This window comes from Martinezella dioscoreae, from assembly GCF_009176305.1.
Lineage (GTDB): Bacteria > Pseudomonadota > Alphaproteobacteria > Rhizobiales > Rhizobiaceae > Rhizobium > Rhizobium dioscoreae.
Map to the genome: position 1 here is coordinate 1 of NZ_BLAJ01000003.1, position 12,037 is coordinate 12,037.

General features: G+C 58.3%; 14 protein-coding genes. 11 read left to right on the forward strand and 3 right to left on the reverse strand.

The window, feature by feature from the left end; genetic code table 11:
• The first annotated feature begins 71 nt into the window (after positions 1-71).
• Positions 72-620 (forward strand): phosphatase PAP2 family protein, encoded by a 549-nt coding sequence (locus GDN47_RS11805; protein WP_152093450.1) that lies wholly within the window; start codon positions 72-74, stop codon positions 618-620.
• Positions 621-733: 113 nt separating this feature from the next.
• On the opposite strand, the gene GDN47_RS11810 is transcribed toward GDN47_RS11805, so the two are convergent.
• The gene (locus GDN47_RS11810) at positions 734-2,017 is read right to left on the reverse strand and encodes an O-acetylhomoserine aminocarboxypropyltransferase (RefSeq protein ID WP_152093451.1); all 1,284 of its coding nucleotides are present in this window, start codon (positions 2,015-2,017) and stop codon (positions 734-736) included.
• Between the two features lie 167 nt (positions 2,018-2,184).
• Positions 2,185-2,613 (reverse strand): CoA-binding protein, encoded by a 429-nt coding sequence (locus GDN47_RS11815; RefSeq protein WP_015339469.1) that lies wholly within the window; start codon positions 2,611-2,613, stop codon positions 2,185-2,187.
• Positions 2,614-2,726: 113 nt separating this feature from the next.
• Here GDN47_RS11815 and GDN47_RS11820 point away from each other — a divergent pair, with 113 nt between their 5' ends.
• The 9 genes from GDN47_RS11820 (at position 2,727) to GDN47_RS11860 (ending at position 10,493) form a co-directional block, all read left to right on the forward strand.
• Positions 2,727-3,053, forward strand: a complete 327-nt coding sequence (locus GDN47_RS11820; RefSeq protein ID WP_113329005.1) for a hypothetical protein — start codon at positions 2,727-2,729, stop codon at positions 3,051-3,053.
• An 825-nt stretch (positions 3,054-3,878) separates the two neighbouring features.
• Positions 3,879-4,715 (forward strand): EamA family transporter, encoded by an 837-nt coding sequence (locus tag GDN47_RS11825; RefSeq protein WP_152093452.1) that lies wholly within the window; start codon positions 3,879-3,881, stop codon positions 4,713-4,715.
• A gap of 238 nt (positions 4,716-4,953) precedes the next feature.
• A complete protein-coding gene (rplM, locus tag GDN47_RS11830) occupies positions 4,954-5,418 on the forward strand; it encodes a 50S ribosomal protein L13 (RefSeq protein ID WP_004122374.1) in 465 nt (154 codons plus the stop codon).
• Between the two features lie 2 nt (positions 5,419-5,420).
• Entirely contained in the window at positions 5,421-5,891 is a 471-nt protein-coding gene (gene rpsI / locus GDN47_RS11835) for a 30S ribosomal protein S9 (protein WP_069616279.1), read from the forward strand.
• A gap of 140 nt (positions 5,892-6,031) precedes the next feature.
• Positions 6,032-6,295, forward strand: coding sequence for a hypothetical protein (locus GDN47_RS11840; RefSeq protein ID WP_069616278.1), 264 nt, complete (start codon positions 6,032-6,034; stop codon positions 6,293-6,295).
• A 66-nt stretch (positions 6,296-6,361) separates the two neighbouring features.
• Complete coding sequence (locus GDN47_RS11845) at positions 6,362-6,739, forward strand: antibiotic biosynthesis monooxygenase family protein (protein ID WP_152093453.1); 378 nt, start codon at positions 6,362-6,364, stop codon at positions 6,737-6,739.
• Entirely contained in the window at positions 6,720-7,673 is a 954-nt protein-coding gene (gene speB / locus GDN47_RS11850; RefSeq protein ID WP_145631447.1) for an agmatinase, read from the forward strand. The genes GDN47_RS11845 and speB overlap by 20 nt, the downstream gene beginning before the upstream one ends.
• 136 nt (positions 7,674-7,809) lie before the next feature.
• Positions 7,810-8,742 (forward strand): N-acetyl-gamma-glutamyl-phosphate reductase, encoded by a 933-nt coding sequence (gene argC, locus GDN47_RS11855; RefSeq protein WP_145631450.1) that lies wholly within the window; start codon positions 7,810-7,812, stop codon positions 8,740-8,742.
• Positions 8,743-9,176: 434 nt separating this feature from the next.
• Positions 9,177-10,493: a DUF2778 domain-containing protein gene (locus tag GDN47_RS11860; protein ID WP_152093454.1), complete on the forward strand. Its 1,317-nt coding sequence runs from the start codon at positions 9,177-9,179 to the stop codon at positions 10,491-10,493.
• 23 nt (positions 10,494-10,516) lie between these two features.
• On the opposite strand, the gene GDN47_RS11865 is transcribed toward GDN47_RS11860, so the two are convergent.
• A complete protein-coding gene (locus tag GDN47_RS11865; RefSeq protein WP_113354723.1) occupies positions 10,517-11,620 on the reverse strand; it encodes a COX15/CtaA family protein in 1,104 nt (367 codons plus the stop codon).
• A 112-nt stretch (positions 11,621-11,732) separates the two neighbouring features.
• Between GDN47_RS11865 and GDN47_RS11870 the strand changes: the two genes are divergently transcribed.
• Positions 11,733-11,942 carry a DUF2842 domain-containing protein gene (locus GDN47_RS11870; RefSeq protein WP_069616272.1) on the forward strand — a complete coding sequence of 70 codons (210 nt, stop codon included), beginning with the start codon at positions 11,733-11,735 and terminating at the stop codon, positions 11,940-11,942.
• Positions 11,943-12,037 lie beyond the last annotated feature (95 nt).

Consider the following 12,037-nt stretch of genomic DNA (forward strand, 5'->3'; position numbering starts at 1 on the left):
GTGCGCTTCGTTAATTGGCTCGACCATCTCAATCGGGCCGAAATCGCAATCGCAGTTCAGAAGGGGCCAGCATGTATGGACTAGATGTCGTTATAACAGAGTGGATCAATGGCATAGCCGGAAACCCGACAGTCGACAGCCTGATGATCCTAATCACGGCTTACGGCGTTCCCTTGTTGATCGTTCTCGTCGCTGTCCAATGGTGGGTCGGAGAACGTCGATCGGAAACCCGACACGCACTCGTTGCCGCGGGCCTGACCTTCGTCATCGGTCTCGGCATCAACCAAGTCATCCTGTTTTTTGTCAGTCGCGTTCGCCCGTATGATGTCGGAGTCACCAAGCTACTTATAAATCGCAGCAATGACCCGTCCTTTCCCTCCGACCACGCAACGGCCGCGTTCGCGATCGTTGCCGCATTTGCACTTCAACGCATGCCAGAGCGAAGCCTCTTCTTCCTACTCGGCGCGATCCTTGTCTCCTTCTCGCGAGTCTACGTCGGCACGCATTATGTCGGTGACGTCATGGGTGGGGTGCTTACCGCCGTTTTCGCGGCGATCCTGGTCAAGACGCTCTATCGTCCAGAAACCCGGCTGGATCGCTTCGTAACCGGCATCCTATAGGGTCAGATTTGAAGAGGCCATATATGCGAGCGCCCCGTTTTTCACGTTTTTTCGCCGGTCGCCTCAATACAACCCAATAAAAAAGTGTTGCCAAAGCTATGTGAGGAACCTCATCAGACTTTCGCGAGCGCCTGTTCCAGGTCGGCGATGATGTCCTTGACGTCCTCGATGCCGATCGACAAACGCACGACATCCGGGCCGGCACCGGCGGCAACCTTCTGCTCGTCAGTCAACTGTTTGTGGGTCGTCGAGGCGGGATGGATGACGAGCGAACGCGTATCGCCGATATTGGCAAGATGCGAAAAGAGCTCCAGACCTTCGACCAGCCCCTTGCCCGCTTCATAACCACCCTTCAGTCCGAAGGTGAAGACCGAGCCCGCGCCTTTCGGTGAGTAACGCTGCTGGAGGGCATGGTTCGGATCGTCTTCCAGGCCGGAATAGTTCACCCATGCCACCTTTTCCTGCGCTTTCAGCCAACGCGCAACGGCAGCCGCATTGTCGGAATGGCGCTGCATGCGCAATGGCAGCGTCTCAATGCCGGTCAGGATCAGAAAGGCATTGAATGGCGAGATGGCTGGCCCGAGATCGCGCAGGCCTAGCACCCGGCAAGCAATGGCGAAAGCGAAGTTGCCGAAAGTCGAATGCAGAACGACGCCGTTATATTCCGGGCGCGGTGAAGACAGCATGGGATAATTGCCCGAGGCGGACCAGTCGAAAGTGCCGCCGTCGACGATGATGCCGCCCATGGAATTGCCGTGGCCACCGAGGAATTTTGTCAGCGAGTGCACGACGATATCGGCGCCATGCTCCAGCGGCCGGATGAGATAGGGGCTTGCAAGGGTGTTGTCGACGATCAGCGGCAGGCCATGCTTGTGCGCGATGGCCGCGATCGCGGCGATATCGACGAAGGTGCCGCCGGGATTGGCAAGACTTTCGATGAAGACGGCGCGGGTGCGGCCATCGATCTGCGCCTCGAAGGTCGCAGGATCGGCGGAATCGGCCCAGTGGACTCGCCAGTCGAAATTCTTGAAGGATTGCCCGAACTGATTGACCGAGCCACCATAGAGCCGCTTGGCCGCAACAAAATTGTCGCCCGGCTGCATGATGGCATGGAAAACGAGCAGCTGTGCCGCATGACCGGAGGCCACCGCGAGAGCCGCGGTTCCGCCTTCAAGAGCCGCCACCCGCTCTTCCAACACCGCCTGCGTCGGGTTCATGATGCGCGTGTAGATATTGCCGAACTGCTGCAATCCAAACAGTGCAGCGGCATGATCGGCGTCCTGAAAGACGAAGGAGGTCGTCTGGTAGATCGGCGTCGCGCGCGCGCCTGTCGCCGGGTCTGGCTGCGCGCCGGCGTGGATCGCAAGCGTGTCGAAACCTGGGTTGTTGGTTGGCATATTTTTCCTCCCGCCGGATCTTGTTCGTAACGGGAAAAGCATAACGCCTGGCATATGAAAGTTAACCGCGAACTTTGCCGTGCTTCTCGGCTCGCGGAAAAAACTTGCCATCTTTCAGTGAGATCGCGCGATAAACGGCAGAATGCAGCCGTCATGCATGATCTCGGTCAAGCGACCAGACGCGGATACTCGATAGCCGGGCAGCGGTCCATGACGACCCTTACCCCCGCAGCTTCCGCTCTCGCCGCAGCCGCATCGTCACGCACGCCGAGTTGGCCCCAGATGACCGGGGGCCGCGGCTCGATCATGATCGTCTCCTCCACGACCGATCGGAGATATTCCGGCGCCCGAAAAACATCGACCATATCCACAGGCTCGGGAATGTCGGCCAGGCGTGCATAGACCCATTGCCCCAGAATTTCCTTGCCGGCCTGTCCGGGATTGATGGGGATGACGCGATATCCCCTGTTCAGGAGATAGGCCATCACACCGTTGCTCGGGCGCGCGGGATTGGGCGAAGCGCCGACGAGCGCGATGGTCCTTACGGACAAGAGGATATCGGCTATATAGGAATCGTCATAACTATCGTGGTTCATCACGAAGCCTCCCACCTCGATCACACTTGCGTTTTGTCACAAATATGGAAACCGCAATGGCGGTCTCCGCGTATATATATTGTATTATAACAACTTCAGGGAGGATTACTCAGATGAAAAATTTCATCCTGCTGGGCCTGCTCGTCACTTCGGCCGCGACGCCGGCATTGGCGATTTCGCGATATAATTCCATGTCCATGACCTGCGCCGAGGCCAGGGCGGTCATCAATCGGGAGCGTGCAGTCATCATGCGTTATCCGGCCAGAAGAACACCGAACATGACGCTCTATGATCGCTATGTTGCGGACAGCGGCGCATGCGATATGGGCTTTTACGCCTATCAGGATTATCTCCCCACGAAGGATCGCGCTTCCTGTCCGGTCTATATATGCAGGCCGACGACCGACCTCGATGACGATGATTTGATTTTCCGACGCTGATCGCAATAGACTACGGCTGGATATGACGGACGGCTCACGAGTTCGATACGACCATTGATTGTCCCAGGCACGGTGCATCTTGGGCCCTATGGCCGCGCGCGGGCATTTATACGCCTGTGTTCAAGCCCCTCTCCAAAGCGCTTTCATAAATTTTCCTGAAGCCGCGGGGTTGCGTTCTCAGGAAATGCAATCTTTGTTCGCTTTTTATTCGCATATAAATTAGAAACTTCGAATAGACAGTCAATTCCAACGAGAACCGAATGCGAACGCGGAACATATGCTATTTGATTATTTTCCCACAGAATAATTTTCGAGTTCGCGCAATGATATTGCCCTGCCAATTTTTGGTTCGACGATTCTATACTTATCTCTTATTATGATTTTCATCAGCAGCATCGCGCGCTCTACCTGTAATATTTTTCACCTCTTGTAGAATTATCCACTCTATTCATGAGGGGAAGAGAGATTGCGCACGGCGTTTTCGCGTCGATTTTCCCACGCCCGACAACACGCGGCGTTGCAGGCGACACAGCCCTCTGTCGTTTTTAAGTAAGAAGTGTCTAATGCTACTCTCGCGTTCACAGGACATGCGATATTTGTTCGCGCTTCATACTCCAATAAATTAGTTACTTATAATGCTGAAAAGAGCGATCTGGAACATAACAAAAACACCATTCTCAGCGCCCGACATGACCGGAGCAAATGGCAAGCCGTCAGAATGACCGATATTTCGTTGCTTTTCGATGTATTGCGGATCATATGGGGACCGCACTCCCACAAAATACCAAGCATTGCCATTACGCCTGCCAATTTCCGAGGTTTTCCGTGTCTCTCGACGTTATCGCGCTCGTTCTTTTCGGCGCCCTGCTACACGCGACGTGGAATGCGATCATCAAGGCCGGAACCGACAAATCGCTCGATGCGGCGCTGGTTTCGGCCGGCGGCGCGGTCGCGGCATTGCCCCTTCTGCCGTTCCTTCCCCTGCCCGCCTCAGCGGCCTGGCCGTTCATCGGTGCCTCGGCCATCCTTCAATTCGCCTATTTCCAGCTGGTGGCAGCCGCTTATCGCGCCGGGGATATCGGGCTCGTCTATCCGCTGATGCGCGGTGTCGCACCGCTCATCATTGTTTCGACAAGCAGCTTCATCCTGAAGGAAACGCTTTCGAGCGGCGCATTGATCGGCACCATGACCATTTGTGCCGGCATATTGACGCTTGCCTTCGAGGCCCGAAAGGGCAGCCGCCGGGCGATCGTTCTCGCCCTCGCCAATGCCGTTGTCATCGCGACCTATACCTATGTCGATGGCATCGGCGCGCGGATATCGGGCAATTCGGTATCCTATACTCTGTGGATGGCACTCCTTCCCCCCATTCTCCTTTTCGCCTGGGCGATATCGCAACGCGGCATCAATGCCGTCGCCGCCCACGTCCGTTACAACTGGTGGCGCGGGCTTATCGGCGGCGGCGGCTCGATCGCTTCCTACGGGCTGGCCTTGTGGGCGATGACCAAGGCGCCGGTCGCCATGGTCGCCGCCTTGCGCGAGACTTCGATCCTCTTCGCTTTGGTGATATCCGTCGTCGTTTTGAAGGAGCGGTCCAGCATCTGGCGCTATATTGCCGGCGCCATTATTGCTGGCGGAGTGCTGGTTTTGCGGCTTGGCTGACGATAAATTATGTGGTCTTATTTTACCACATAAACAACATATTGATTTTACTTTATAATTTTTTCGGCCTGCCAATCAGGCGATATTGACCCTGGCCCTTAATCGATCTATAAGCCGCCGCAGATTGCAGCCTCTCCCGGCTGCTTTCTTTTTTGGCACGCATTCATACGCGCCAAACCAAGCAACAAGAAACGCCCAGACGCCTTCGGGCCAAGGGTCCTAAAAGAGAGTATGCAACATGGCAACCTTCTCCCAGAAGCCTGCAGAGGTGGAGAAGAAGTGGGTTCTCATCGACGCCGAAGGGCTTGTCGTTGGCCGTCTCGCTTCTATCATCGCAATGCGTCTGCGCGGCAAGCATAAGGCTACCTTCACGCCGCACGTCGACGACGGCGACAACGTCATCGTCATCAATGCCGACAAGGTCGTTTTCACCGGCAAGAAGTACGAAGACAAGGTTTACTACTGGCACACCGGTTATGCCGGCGGCATCAAGGAGCGTACGGCTCGCCAGATCATCGAAGGTCGCTTCCCGGAGCGCGTCGTTGAGAAGGCCGTCGAGCGCATGGTTCCCCGCGGCCCGCTCGGCCGTCGCCAGATGAAGAACCTGCGCGTCTACGCCGGCTCCAACCATCCCCACGAAGCCCAGCAGCCGGTCGTCCTCGACGTCGCCAAGCTGAACAAGAAGAACGTAAGGAGCGCCTGATAATGGCTGACCTTTCCTCCCTGAAGGACCTCGGCACGACGTCTGAAGCAGCTGCTGCTCCGGTTCACGTCCGCAAGGTTGACTCGCTCGGCCGCTCCTACGCGACCGGCAAGCGCAAGGACGCCGTCGCCCGCGTGTGGGTCAAGGCCGGCTCCGGCAAGATCATCGTCAACGGCAAGGACTACACGGCTTACTTCGCCCGTCCGGTTCTGCAGATGATCCTCCGTCAGCCGATCGTCGCTGCTGCCCGTGACGGCCAGTTCGACATCGTAGCAACCGTAGCCGGCGGCGGCCTCTCCGGCCAGGCCGGTGCCGTTCGTCACGGCCTGTCCAAGGCGATCACCTACTTCGAGCCGGGCCTGCGCTCGGTCCTGAAGAAGGGTGGCTTCCTGACCCGCGACAGCCGCGTCGTCGAACGCAAGAAGTACGGCCGCGCAAAGGCACGTCGTTCGTTCCAGTTCTCCAAGCGTTAATCGCTTACCCGAGATCGGATTTTTGGAAAGGCCGGGTTTTCCCGGCCTTTTTCTTTTACATCATGAGAAAAGATGCAGATCCGCAAAGGCAAGCGGCACATTTTGTGGCAAAGTCCCGATACAAGCACCGGGAGAGTTCAATGCGTGGATTCATCTTTTCGCTTCTGTTTTTGATCGCGAGCGCCGTACCCGTTCTGTGTGACGATGCCCAGCCAGCTCCGCCTGCAGAAACGACGGCGGATATGCAGAGCATGAAGGATTTTCTCCACGCAAATGCCGATTGTCGCGAGTTCAACGACAGCTGCTCCTACTGTGTCGTGACCGATGGGCAGGCCGAGTGTTCCACGCCGCAGATCGCCTGTGTGAAAAAGGCATATCAATGCACCGCTAGATCGGGCAAATAATCACCGGATCTTGGCTTATAATTCCAGCCTGAATTTCCAGATTTGACCGCTCTCCGGAGAAACACCATGAGCAAGAGTACTTCATCGCGTTTCGCGGCCACTCCCGAGCCGCCCTATTACATCGTCACATTCGCGTCGCTCCGCACCGAAGGCGACAACGGCTATGGTTCGATGGGCGAGCGCATGGAAGAACTGGCAAGGGCGCAGGATGGCTTTCTTGGGCTTGAAAGCGCGAGAAGTACCGATGGTTTCGGCATCACCAACTCCTTCTGGCGGGACGAGGAAAGCATCCTCGCCTGGAAGAACGTGGTGTCGCATCTGGCTGCGCAGAAACTCGGGCGCGAGCGCTGGTACGAAGAATACAAGGTTCGCATAGGTAGGATAGAACGGGCCTACGACTTTCAAGCGAGCAAAGGAGAGGCCCTTGCCGAGCACATCGATTGACCATGCCTTTACCGCGGCAAGCCTGACCTCGGCTGCGAGCGACCCGACCTTTGCCGGCACGCTCTCCTTCATGCGCCGCCGCTTCACGAAATCGCTTGATGGTGTCGATGCCGTGGTTTGGGGCATCCCCTTCGATGCCGCCACCTCGAACCGGCCGGGAACGCGTTTCGGACCGCAGGCGATCCGCCGTGCGTCGGCCATCTTCGACAATGATCCGCAATATCCGTTCAATCGCGATCTTTTCGCCGAGATGGCCGTCATCGACTATGGCGACTGCCTGCTCGACTACGGCAATCATCAGGAGACACCCGCTGCAATCGAAAGACAGGCGGCCACGATCCTGGACAGCGGCGCCTTCATGCTGACCCTAGGGGGCGATCACTTCGTCACATGGCCGTTGTTGAAGGCGCATGCCGCCAAGCATGGGCCGCTGGCACTGGTGCAGTTCGACGCCCATCAGGACACCTGGTTCGATGACGGCAAGCGTATCGACCACGGCTCCTTCGTTGCGCGCGCCGTACGCGACGGGCTGATCGACCCGGACCGCTCCATCCAGATCGGCATCCGCACGCATGCGCCCGAGGATTTTGGTATCCAGATCCTCTATGGCCATCAGATCGAAGATATGAGCGCCGGCGATATCGCTTCGATGATCATTTCTCATACCAAAGGCGCACCAACCTATCTGACCTTCGATATAGATTGCCTCGATCCGGCCTATGCCCCGGGCACGGGAACGCCGGTCGCGGGCGGCCCTTCCAGCGCCAAGATCCTGTCGGTGCTGCAGCGGCTGCATCAGCTGGATATCCGGGGGGCCGATGTCGTCGAAGTGTCGCCCGCCTACGACCACGCCGACATCACCGCCATTGCGGGGGCGACCGTGGCGATGTATATGCTCGGTCTCCACGCCGAACGACGTGCGAGCGGTCGTTGAGACATGATTTCGGGATAGGTGGGACGGTTTTCGAAAGCCGCCTTCTGCTTCCACAGCGGCCGTTATGAAATTGAATCAACTGCATGGCAAACTGAGTCCGGAAACACTCTGAACCTATTGAAAGAGCAGGAATAAGATGGCACCGAAAATCTTCATCGATGGCGAACACGGAACCACGGGCTTGCAGATCCGCACGCGCATGGCCGACCGCCGCGATGTCGAGCTGCTGTCCATTCCCGAAGCCGAACGCCGCAACGCCGCCATGCGCGAGGACATGCTGAATAGCGCCGATATCGCCATCCTCTGCCTGCCCGACGACGCATCGAAAGAAGCGGTAAAGATGGTGGCGGGCAACAACAATGTCCGCGTTATCGACACCTCGACAGCTTTCCGCATCCATCCCGACTGGGCCTATGGCTTTGCCGAAATGGACAGCAACCAGGGCAGTAAGATCAAGGCAGCACGTTTCGTCGCCAATCCCGGCTGCTATCCGACAGGTGCGATCGGTGTCATTCGGCCGCTGCGCGCCGCCGGCATCCTTCCGACGGACTATCCCGTGACGGTCAATGCCGTGTCGGGCTACACGGGCGGCGGCAAGCAAATGATCGCCCAGATGGAAAATCCGGATCATCCGGATGCGATCACCGCGCCGCACTTCCTCTATGGCCTGCCGCTGACCCACAAGCATGTGCCCGAGATGACGACCCACGGCCTGCTGGAGCGCGCGCCGATCTTCTCGCCCTCCGTCGGCCGCTTCCCCCAGGGCATGATCGTGCAGGTGCCGCTGCATCTTAGCGATCTCGCGGAAGGCGCGACGCTGGAGAGCATTCATGCCGCGCTCGTCGAGCATTATGCCGGTCAGGATATCGTTCAGGTCGTTTCGCTCGATGAGAGCCGCGCCCTGCCCCGCGTCAACGCCGTCGAGCTCGCCGGCAAGGACACGATGAAGCTCTTCGTCTTTGGCACGCCGGGCGGAGCGCAAGTCAATCTGGTGGCGCTGCTCGACAATCTCGGCAAGGGCGCATCTGGCGCAGCCGTACAGAACATGGATCTCATGCTGAGCGCCTAACTCAGCCCGACGCAAATCGAAGCTTGTTCGGCCCGGCCCGTTCATCCGCAGAGGATCGATCAGGCCGGGCTTTTTACATGCCCGCAAGGGGTTTTGCGCGATTTCGAGCTCGCCATTGTTTGCGGCCTTATTTTTGCCGCTGCTCTAAATTAGCCGAAGCTACACGGAAAAGTGAATGCCTGTGAGGCTCCGCGACCAATTGTCGGCCGGATTTCCTCTTTAACGGCTTTGCTGGTCCGAATGGGCGGGACGTTTAAAACTATCCCTTTTTTCAATGAATATCCAAGAATGAGCCATCGTAAAGGAATTGGTTACCATAATTCGGCATGCTTCCAGACAGCCGGCAAGTTGGCGACCGAACGCGACACTCGCGTTAGGGCGCGTGTGCGTTCTTGAGCCGGCTTGGTGTCTGTGTAGTTTGGATAACGAGTATCATGGCGTTCGTGACCGAAACGTTCGGTAACTTCAATTCGCGCTCCGGCTACGCCTCGCGATCAAAAAAATCCTTCAGCATCCGTCCCGGCACCCTGGCCACCGGCGTCGCAGTCGCTGCTTTCGCCTGGATCGCGGCGACGCTGATGACGACGCAATCGATGGTGCTATCGCTTCCCGGCGCAGCGGCGCCGACCGATAATTTCCTGGCGCCCCGCGCATCGGCATTCATCGTTCCGCCAAGCCGCGCGGCTCATCCCGTCCGTTACGCCAGCCAGACGACCTCGCTGCATGGACAGAGCCGCTTCGGCGGCATCGCAGACGCGGATGTTCAAACGAAAGGTGTCGGTGCGGACGCTGTTCGACTGCAACTAGCCTATGCGCTTGCACAGCAGACCTCCGAAATGAAACAGGCGCAGGACGTAGCGGCGAGCATCAAGAGCGGTCGTATCGAAGTGGCCGCGGCTTCACCCGAGAAGATCGACCATTTGCGCAAGGTCATCGCCATAAACTTCGCGACTGCAATGCAATCGCTGAGCCAAGCAAAGTATGCAGCCGCGCTGATACCTGCCGCAAGTCCTCTAAAGACGACCGGACAGCCGGCTGCGGTTGCTTCGGCAGCCCCCGCGGTAAGCTTGCCCGCCGTTGCGGAAGCCAAGCCGTTGCCCGCCAAGGACGCCGACATTGCGGTGGCCGAAGCCGTTCTGAACGTCATTCCGGTGGCCCGCCCTGCCCGCGAGACACCGACACCCATGCAGCGCGCCAATGCCACGAGCGCGATCGCCAGAGCGACGGGCGACGAAGCAACCGCTCAGCCACCATCACGTCTCACGGCGTATGCCGATCCGGATGACAGTTCCGTGCGCAAGACGAAGCCGTTCATCAATCCGTTTGCGGCGATCAGCCCCGGCGCAGGCACGGCGATCTACGACATCGAGGCGAAAACCGTTTATTTGCCGAGCGGCGAGCGCCTCGAGGCCCATTCCGGCCTCGGCCACATGCGCGACAATCCCCGCTATGTCGACCGCAAGAATACCGGCCCGACGCCGCCTGAAACGTATAACCTGACTTATAGGGAAAGCCTGTTCCATGGCGTGCAGGCGCTGCGCCTGACACCCGCAAACGGCGCTCGCGTCTATGGCCGCGATGGCCTGCTGGCTCACACCTACATGCTCAGAGGCGGCCGTGGCGAATCGAATGGCTGCGTGGTCTTCAAGGATTACAACCGCTTCCTGGCTGCCTTCCGGCGTGGCGAAATCAAGCGATTGAAAGTGGTCTCGCGGATGTCGTCGGCGGCAAGCGTCGCTTCGGCACGGTAAAAGGATTCGAGGCGCAAAGCGCCTCAATCTCTCACGACGATCGAGGTCTGGCGCGGCAATTCGCCATAGAAACCGCGCCAATTGGCAATCGCAAAGCCGAAGACGATCAGGGCGCCGGCCTGATGTGCCAAGGCCAAATGCAGCGGCACGTGCAGCAGCAGCGTCGAAATGCCGAGGATCGCCTGGATCAGCACAAGCACGAAGAGAACGACGGATCGCCGCGCATGGGTCGTTTGCGCCGCCGCGCGCAGCGAGATGATCATGTTGACGGCGACCACGGCGAAGAGCGCATAGGCGCCGAGGCGGTGAACGAACTGGACCGTCTTCGGGTTCTCGAAGAAATTGATCCAGCCCGGCGACTGTATGAAAAGATCACTCGGTACGACGGCGCCATCCATCAGTGGCCAGGTATTGTAGCTGAGGCCTGCATCGAGACCGGCGACGAGCGCGCCGAGATAGATCTGAAACAAGGCCATAAAAGCAATCAAACCGGCGAGTTTTGCTGAATGACGTGTAGGCGGCGGCTCGTTCGAATGCGGCGACAGGGCGCGCATGAACCACATGCAGGCGGCAAAGATCAGACAGGCCGTCACGAGATGCGTCGCAAGGCGATATTGGCTGACGTCGGTGCGCGCTTCGAGCCCCGAGGAGACCATCCACCAACCGATCGCGCCCTGAAGGCCGCCGAGGAGGAAAATGCCCGCAAGCGGCAGCCAGAGCTTGCGCTCGACGCGGCCCGTCAACACGAAGAACAGTAGCGGCAGGCCAAAGATGATACCGATGGTGCGGGCCAGCAGGCGATGAGCCCACTCCCACCAGAAGATGCCCTTGAACTCTTCGACCGTCATATCCTTGTTCAGGATCTGGAATTGCGGGATGCGCTTGTAGAGATCGAATTCGTCCTGCCATTCCTGCGCATTCAGCGGCGGGATAACGCCATGGATCGGCTGCCATTGTGTGATCGACAGGCCGGAATTGGTGAGGCGCGTGGCGCCTCCCACCAGCACGAGACCGAAGAGAACCAGAAGCACACAGGCGAGCCAGATTCGTATAGCGCGACGATTGCGGTCCTGCCGGGCCACTTCCTTCAAAATGGCCTGTTCGGTCGTAAAATTAGTGGCAGCCATGGCTTCTCCCTTCGATCAGGCTGTTGATTTGCCCGATAGGGGCGTGCAAAACAAGTCCCGGGAGTTTGCGGCATGCCGTCGCGGCATGTTGCCATAATGAGGAGAAAACCCCGTGCCCCTTCGCCTGCGCAAATTCATTGGCATGATCCTGCTGGTGCTGCTGGTTGCAATCTATGCGATCGTCGCCATGATCGTTGCAGTGCGAACGCTTGCAGATCAACCCGGCTGGGTGCATTTCCTCTATTTCCTTTTCAGCGGCATCATCTGGGTGCTGCCGGCAATGGGCATCATCAAGTGGATGGCCGGGCCGCGCCCGCAGTAACGCGCGTTCTGGCAGGATTTACATTAGGCTAACCCTGATCCGCACCTTGTCCGGCGCGAGTGTCCCATCTTAAGCCAAAAATAAGCCGTTGCCCG

Bases quoted from the DNA above. Each gene is read 5' to 3' on its own strand.
- GDN47_RS11805 (WP_152093450.1), top strand. From the start codon at position 72: ATGTATGGACTAGATGTCGTTATAACAGAGTGGATCAATGGCATAGCC.
- GDN47_RS11810 (WP_152093451.1), bottom strand. From the start codon at position 2,017: ATGCCAACCAACAACCCAGGTTTCGACACGCTTGCGATCCACGCCGGC.
- GDN47_RS11815 (WP_015339469.1), bottom strand. From the start codon at position 2,613: ATGAACCACGATAGTTATGACGATTCCTATATAGCCGATATCCTCTTG.
- GDN47_RS11820 (WP_113329005.1), top strand. From the start codon at position 2,727: ATGAAAAATTTCATCCTGCTGGGCCTGCTCGTCACTTCGGCCGCGACG.
- rplM (WP_004122374.1), top strand. From the start codon at position 4,954: ATGGCAACCTTCTCCCAGAAGCCTGCAGAGGTGGAGAAGAAGTGGGTT.
- rpsI (WP_069616279.1), top strand. From the start codon at position 5,421: ATGGCTGACCTTTCCTCCCTGAAGGACCTCGGCACGACGTCTGAAGCA.
- GDN47_RS11840 (WP_069616278.1), top strand. From the start codon at position 6,032: ATGCGTGGATTCATCTTTTCGCTTCTGTTTTTGATCGCGAGCGCCGTA.
- GDN47_RS11845 (WP_152093453.1), top strand. From the start codon at position 6,362: ATGAGCAAGAGTACTTCATCGCGTTTCGCGGCCACTCCCGAGCCGCCC.
- argC (WP_145631450.1), top strand. From the start codon at position 7,810: ATGGCACCGAAAATCTTCATCGATGGCGAACACGGAACCACGGGCTTG.
- GDN47_RS11860 (WP_152093454.1), top strand. From the start codon at position 9,177: ATGGCGTTCGTGACCGAAACGTTCGGTAACTTCAATTCGCGCTCCGGC.
- GDN47_RS11865 (WP_113354723.1), bottom strand. From the start codon at position 11,620: ATGGCTGCCACTAATTTTACGACCGAACAGGCCATTTTGAAGGAAGTG.